The organism is Flavobacterium sp. PL12 (assembly GCF_039123485.1).
Taxonomy (GTDB): domain Bacteria; phylum Bacteroidota; class Bacteroidia; order Flavobacteriales; family Flavobacteriaceae; genus Flavobacterium; species Flavobacterium weaverense.
Window position 1 is genome coordinate 1 of sequence record NZ_JBANDI010000044.1, and the last position, 6,570, is coordinate 6,570.

The window sequence follows — 6,570 nt, forward strand, 5'->3', positions numbered from 1 at the left end:
CTTCTTGTTCTTGACATAATTATGCTAATTTAGGGTTTTTAATCCTATCTTAAATCTAAACAAAAAGTTGTACCGTTTTTGGGGAGCAGCATATTACGTAGTTCAATCCATAGCTAATTATAGCCGTATGACAGTACTTTCGTAAAGTACTACATGCGTAGTTATGTTGTTACTCCCATACCTAAATATGTATTTATGTTTGTTTATAAGTACAAATAAAGGAGCTAATACATCTATGTTTTAACAGAAGGTACTTATTGGCTTTTACTGGCATTGTTTGGCAATGCTTCCTACTACAACATTCTAAAATTCTATTATTTACTTTGTTTTAATACAAATTAAATGAACCAATGAAAGGATCAAATCAATATCTGGATAAGAACTGGAACGGCCTAAAGCCGTTTTTTCCCTGCTATACTAAATCCTGTTCCGCCGACAGGCGGACGGATTATCTGTTCACCAGAACAGAGCAAGTTGTGTTTTGAGGCACTCGAAATGAATTCCGTGCCTCAAAATAACTTGCCCCCTGCGGCGGGGCTAAAAACTCCCTCCAAAGTCGGGGTTTTCTAAAAATTAAAATTGGAATAATGATGGAAGGTCAACAAAACAAAAAAAAACACAATGGCGGTAGGAATCCCAAAAAGGATCCTAGCATACATCGCTATGTTTTTCGTTTAACGGATCAGGAAAATGCTAAATTCATTTCACTTTTTGAAACTTCAGGAGCAGACAATAAAGCTCAATTTATTACTTCAGTTCTATTTGAAAAGCAGATAAAAACGGTAAAAGTAGATATGGCAGCAATGGATTATTATATGCGATTGACCACTTTGTATGGTCAGTTTCGTGCCGTTGGCGTTAATTACAATCAAATTGTGAAGATACTGTACCGTAATTTTTCCGAAAAAAAAGCAGCCGCTTATCTCTTCAAATTAGAGAAACAAACAATAGAATTAGCTCAATTATGTCATGCTATTATACAATTGACAGAAGAATTTGAAGTAAAACATTTGATTAAAAAAGAAGAAATATGATAGCAAAAATAGGTCGTGGAGCAAATTTAATTGGAGCAATTTCTTATAATCAGCTGAAGGTAGATCAGGAAAACGGGGAAGTATTAGCAACTCATAGAATAAGAGAAACAGTTAATGGAAACTATACCGTAAACCAATTATACAGTTCTTTTGAACCTTACCTTTTTGCGAATAAAAGAACAGAAAAAACAGTTTTACATATCTCTCTTAATCCAAATCCAAAAGACAACGTAAGCGATGAAGACTTTAAAAAGATTGCAAAAGAGTACATGGAACTTATGGGCTATGGTGATCAGCCCTATGTAGTATTCAAACATACAGATATTGAACGCACTCACATTCATATTGTTTCTACCTGTGTAGATCGTTACGGTAAAAAACTACCTGATTCCTATGAAAAATTACGTTCGATGGAAGCTTGCCGTTCATTAGAACAGCAATTCCAATTACAATCTGCAACAGCAAAAAATCGAAATCCAAAAGAAGCAATTTTCAAACCAGTTGATTACAAAGAAGCTAATATAAAAAGCCAAATAGCATCAGTTGTTAGGCATCTGCCAAAGTATTATCAGTATCAAAGTTTAGGGGCATATAACGCTCTACTTTCTCTTTTTAAAATAACAGCTGAAGAAGTAAAAGGAGAGCTCAATTGCATACCAAAGCAAGGTCTTGTCTATTTTGCATTGAATGAAATGGGACAAAAAGCAACTAATCCATTTAAGGCATCATTATTTGGAAAACAGGCTGGCATGGAAAATTTACAAAAGCATTTCGAACAATCGAAATTAAAAATAAAAACAGAGCCTTCGAAAGAGATTTTAAAAAAAACGATCGAAGTTGCCGTTCATACCTCTAATAATGAAACCGATTTTAAGAAACAGCTACTAGAACAAGGCGTTAATACCGTCGTTAGAAGAAATGATCAAGGACGTATTTACGGAATGACTTTTATCGACCATGAATCACGCACCGTTTGGAATGGCTCACAATTGGGTAAAAATTTATCTGCTAATAATTTTAACGACTGCTGGAAAGAAACAACATCTAAAAAACCTCAGGAAACTGTAAAAAATTCATCGTCCGAATCTAAAAAGGAAACCAAAATAGAAACAGAAAAAACACATTCACTTTTTGATTTTGTTGATAGAAATCAATCAACCCAACCTAGTACTAATTTTGGACTTACAGAAAGCCTTGCTAGTTTATTGCCCGAATCTCAAGGTGAAGATTACGAAGAACTCGCATTTGCTAATCAAATGAAGAAAAAGTTTAAAAAAAGAAAAAATGGCTAACTCTATTTAAATTTATTTATATTTGTTAATGAGCTTTAACGGAAGCTTCCCACTCACCATTGCAAAGCTGTATCAGCACCGTTTTTATTTAGTAGATAATCATCGAAACAAATTCTCTTTTCGAAAGATGGCTGGTGAGTGACGTTTTTTTTAATGAGATTTTTTTTAGTGATGAATCAAAAAATAAATGGGCACACTAGCGACTTCTTAAAGCGCCAAGCCAAAAAAATCGTAAAACAGCAAAACATTCCTCATTATCAAGCCCTCGAAAAAGCTGCGATCAATGCAGGCTTTGATAATTGGAAGCATTTCCTTAATCTTAGTAAAGATACTTCTCTATCAGTTCAAAAAATTAAAAATAGAAAGTTAGAATTGAGCTCTTCTGAAAAGTCACAATCGTTTAAGAAAATTAACCCTTATCGAAATTTGCTTGTAGCAGCAATTAACGAACTACTAAAAAACGACCTCATTTCTCTAGACAGTAATACTGATAATAAATCGAAAAAGGACAGGCATTCTTTCGTTACTCTATTAGGTTTCCCATCTGTAATCATATGGCACGATGCTGGATATGAAGAACTAAAAATATCAGTTTGGTGGAAATATGATCATTCTAATCACCCTCAGGCAAATCTGACGGGGAACTCCCGAGAAAATTTTAATTTAACAAGTCCTTTAGCAAAAAGACAGCATTACAAAAAATTTGTAGGTATTTTAGCAAGCGGATGGTTAGAGAGAAAAACTGGGAAGTATATTCAAGGTAAAAACAATGAATCTATTTTTGATGTATATACTCGAAATGGTGAAAAAGCCGCATTGGAAAAACTACCAGTCCAAAAACCTAATAACTTTGAAATAGAAGGGAAGTTTTATTTTTAATATTAAAAAATATCGGGTGCACTTCAAACTCAAAAGGAACTGCACTCGATATTATATAATTTTATCGAAAAAAAATTATGTTAAATGACAACTGCTGCCTTTTAAGGTCAAATTAACCTCTAATCATTTAAATCACTTTACTCTTTTATAAATTCACAATTGCACAATTAACAATCATACGATGCAAGGAGAAGATGATTTACGAGGACTCGCCAAAATAATGGCTTTCATGCGAGCAATAAGTATCCTTTTGATGCTAATGCACTTTTACTGGTTTTGTTATAGCTTTTTCTTAGAAAACGGCTGGACACTGCAAATCATTAACAAAATACTTGGTAATTTCCAGCGTACGGCAAGCCTGTTCTCTCACACCATATACACTAAGATTTTTGCTTTGGTATTGTTAGCGTTAAGCTGTTTGGGAACGAAAGGAGTAAAAAACGAAAAAATTAGTTGGTCTAAGATATCCATTGCCTTAACTATTGGTTTTTTTCTTTTTTTTCTCAATACACCATTACTAAGGTTACCAGTAAGCCTAGCTACTTCTTTGTATATCTTGACTAGCTCAGCTGGTTATATTTCGTTAATGATGGCTTGCGTTTGGATTAGCTGTTTGCTTCGTACCAATCTCATGAACGATGTATTTAATAACGAAAATGAAAGTTTCATGCAAGAAACCAAATTGATGCAAAATGAATATTCCGTTAATCTGCCTACGCAATTTTATTATAAGTGCAAATGGAATAAAGGATGGATTAACGTCGTAAATCCTTTTAGAGCTTCTATTGTTTTGGGAACACCTGGATCAGGTAAAAGTTATGCCATCATAAATAATTACATCAAACAGCATATCGAAAAAGGATTTTCAATGTACATCTATGATTTTAAATTCGATGATCTTTCCACTATTGCTTATAATCATTTACTAAAGCATAGCGATAAGTACACGGTAAAACCAAAGTTTTATATTATCAACTTTGATGATCCTAGCAGAAGCCATCGCTGTAATCCTATCAATCCGGATTTCATGACTGACATCTCAGATGCTTATGAATCTGCCTATACCATTATGCTAAATCTTAACCGTAGTTGGATACAAAAGCAAGGAGATTTCTTTGTCGAATCTCCTATTATATTACTTGCCGCTATAATCTGGTATCTGAAAATTTATGACAACGGAAAGTACTGTACGTTCCCGCATGCCATTGAATTACTCAACAAGAAATATGTTGATGTATTTACTATTCTTACTTCCTACCCTGATCTCGAAAACTATTTATCGCCGTTTATGGATGCTTGGCAAGGTGGTGCTCAGGATCAGTTACAAGGACAAATCGCTTCCGCTAAAATTCCTTTGTCACGAATGATTTCGCCTCAACTCTATTGGGTTATGACTGGTGATGATTTTTCGTTGGACATTAATAATCCAGATGAACCTAAAATTCTTTGCGTTGGAAACAATCCTGATAGACAAAATATTTATTCGGCGGCTTTAGGTTTATATAATTCGAGAATTATAAAACTAATCAATAAGAAAGGAAAATTAAAAAGTTCAGTTATAATTGATGAGTTGCCAACGATCTACTTTAGAGGATTGGATAACCTGATTGCCACAGCAAGAAGTAATAAAGTAGCCGTTTGTTTGGGCTTTCAAGATTATTCGCAATTGACAAGAGATTATGGCGATAAGGAAAGTAAGGTGATCCAAAATACGGTGGGTAATATCTTTAGTGGACAAGTTGTAGGAGATACTGCGAAAAGCTTATCCGAACGCTTTGGGAAAATATTGCAGAAACGTCAGAGTCTAACCATCAATCGAAACGATAAATCAACATCCATTTCTACACAGTTAGACAGCTTGATTCCAGCTTCTAAAATCTCTACACTTACGCAAGGAATCTTTGTAGGAGCTGTTGCAGATAACTTTGATGAACGCATTGAACAGAAAATTTTCCATTCTGAAATTGTTGTAGATAATGAAAAAGTAGCTTCAGAAACTAAGGCATATAAAAAGATACCTGTTATCTTATCTTTCGTTGATGAAAACGGACAAGACAATATGAAAATCGAAATTGAGGCTAATTACAAACAGATAAAACGGGATATTGTTTTGATTATTGAAAGTGAATTGGAACGAATTAAAAACGATCCTGATTTGCAACATTTGGTGCAGGAGGGTTGAAATAATAGAAATCAATCTAAAATGTTTATTATTATGTACATATTTATTGTTTTTGTTCATATTAACGAACATTAGTAGAGTTGAGCGCAAAAAAACAAATGGTATTCCCTAAACACCAACTCCTTTTAAAGCCAATGGGGGAGAATATTAAATTAGCTCGTAAAAGAAGAAAACCAACAGCCACATCTGGAATCATTAGGGCCCATTCAAGGCACGTGGACCTATCCGTCCTATCGAGATTGACAGGTTTACAGAAGATGACTTTGCTATTAACGATTTCTCTGATTAAGAAGATTAGAGATTTTTTGATTTAGTTTAATACGTGAAAATCGTCTATTTTTGCAACAGAAATTCCTTGTTTTTAAAAAAAATACCTACTTCGTATGAAAATCCAATATTGTTCCGACCTACATCTTGAGTTCCCAGAAAATAAAAACTATCTACTTCAAAACCCCATTAAACCAGGAGCAGATATTCTAATTTTAGCTGGTGATATAGTGCCGTTTGCGATAATGGATGAACATCAGGATTTTTTCGATTACATTTCAGAGCATTTTAGAACGACTTTTTGGATTCCTGGAAATCACGAATATTACTATTACAACATTGCAGAAAAAAGTGGTGTTTTGGAGGAGCAAATCCGAGACAATATTTTTTTGGTAAACAATTGCGTTAAAGAAATTTCAGGTGTCAATCTGATTTTTTCAACTTTATGGTCGAACATTTCTCCGTCAAGACAATGGCTTATACAAGAAAGTCTCTCTGACTTTAAAGTAATTAAATACGTGGATCGTTTATTCAATCCTGATGATTATAATATGCTGCATCAAGAAAGTTTAGCATTTATTAAAAAAGCAGTACAGGAAAGCAATGATAAAAAAACAATTGTAGTAACACATCATGCGCCAACATTTAGCCATTACCCTGAAAAATATGCCGACAGCAAAATTAATGAAGCCTTCGCCTCAAACTTAGATTTCTTTATTGAAAATAATACTATTGATTATTGGATTTATGGGCATCATCATTGTAATGTTTGTGATTTTCAAATTGAAAATACAAAACTGCTGACCAATCAATTGGGATATATTATTTTAGCCCCCGATAAGTTCGGAGTGTTATTTTAAATTTCAAACTTATATATTTGAAACATGAAATACAAGAAATGGACTTTAGATCAGAA

The 6,570-nt window shown here is 33.7% G+C and carries 5 protein-coding genes; all 5 read left to right on the forward strand.

Going from position 1 to position 6,570, the window contains the following annotated elements; genetic code table 11:
* Positions 1-590: 590 nt before the first annotated feature.
* The 5 genes from mobA to RCH19_RS14445 all read left to right on the forward strand — a co-directional run bounded on the left by mobA (position 591) and on the right by RCH19_RS14445 (position 6,514).
* Positions 591-1,034, forward strand: a complete 444-nt coding sequence (gene mobA, locus RCH19_RS14425; RefSeq protein WP_343023817.1) for a conjugal transfer protein MobA — start codon at positions 591-593, stop codon at positions 1,032-1,034.
* A complete protein-coding gene (mobB, locus tag RCH19_RS14430; protein WP_343023813.1) occupies positions 1,031-2,326 on the forward strand; it encodes a conjugal transfer protein MobB in 1,296 nt (431 codons plus the stop codon). Before mobA ends, mobB begins: the two co-directional genes overlap by 4 nt.
* Before the next feature lie 171 nt (positions 2,327-2,497).
* Complete coding sequence (locus RCH19_RS14435) at positions 2,498-3,205, forward strand: hypothetical protein (RefSeq protein ID WP_343023814.1); 708 nt, start codon at positions 2,498-2,500, stop codon at positions 3,203-3,205.
* Between the two features lie 181 nt (positions 3,206-3,386).
* Positions 3,387-5,387, forward strand: a complete 2,001-nt coding sequence (gene mobC / locus RCH19_RS14440) for a conjugal transfer protein MobC (protein WP_343023815.1) — start codon at positions 3,387-3,389, stop codon at positions 5,385-5,387.
* A gap of 383 nt (positions 5,388-5,770) precedes the next feature.
* Positions 5,771-6,514: a metallophosphoesterase gene (locus tag RCH19_RS14445; protein WP_343023816.1), complete on the forward strand. Its 744-nt coding sequence runs from the start codon at positions 5,771-5,773 to the stop codon at positions 6,512-6,514.
* Positions 6,515-6,570: the final 56 nt, after the last annotated feature.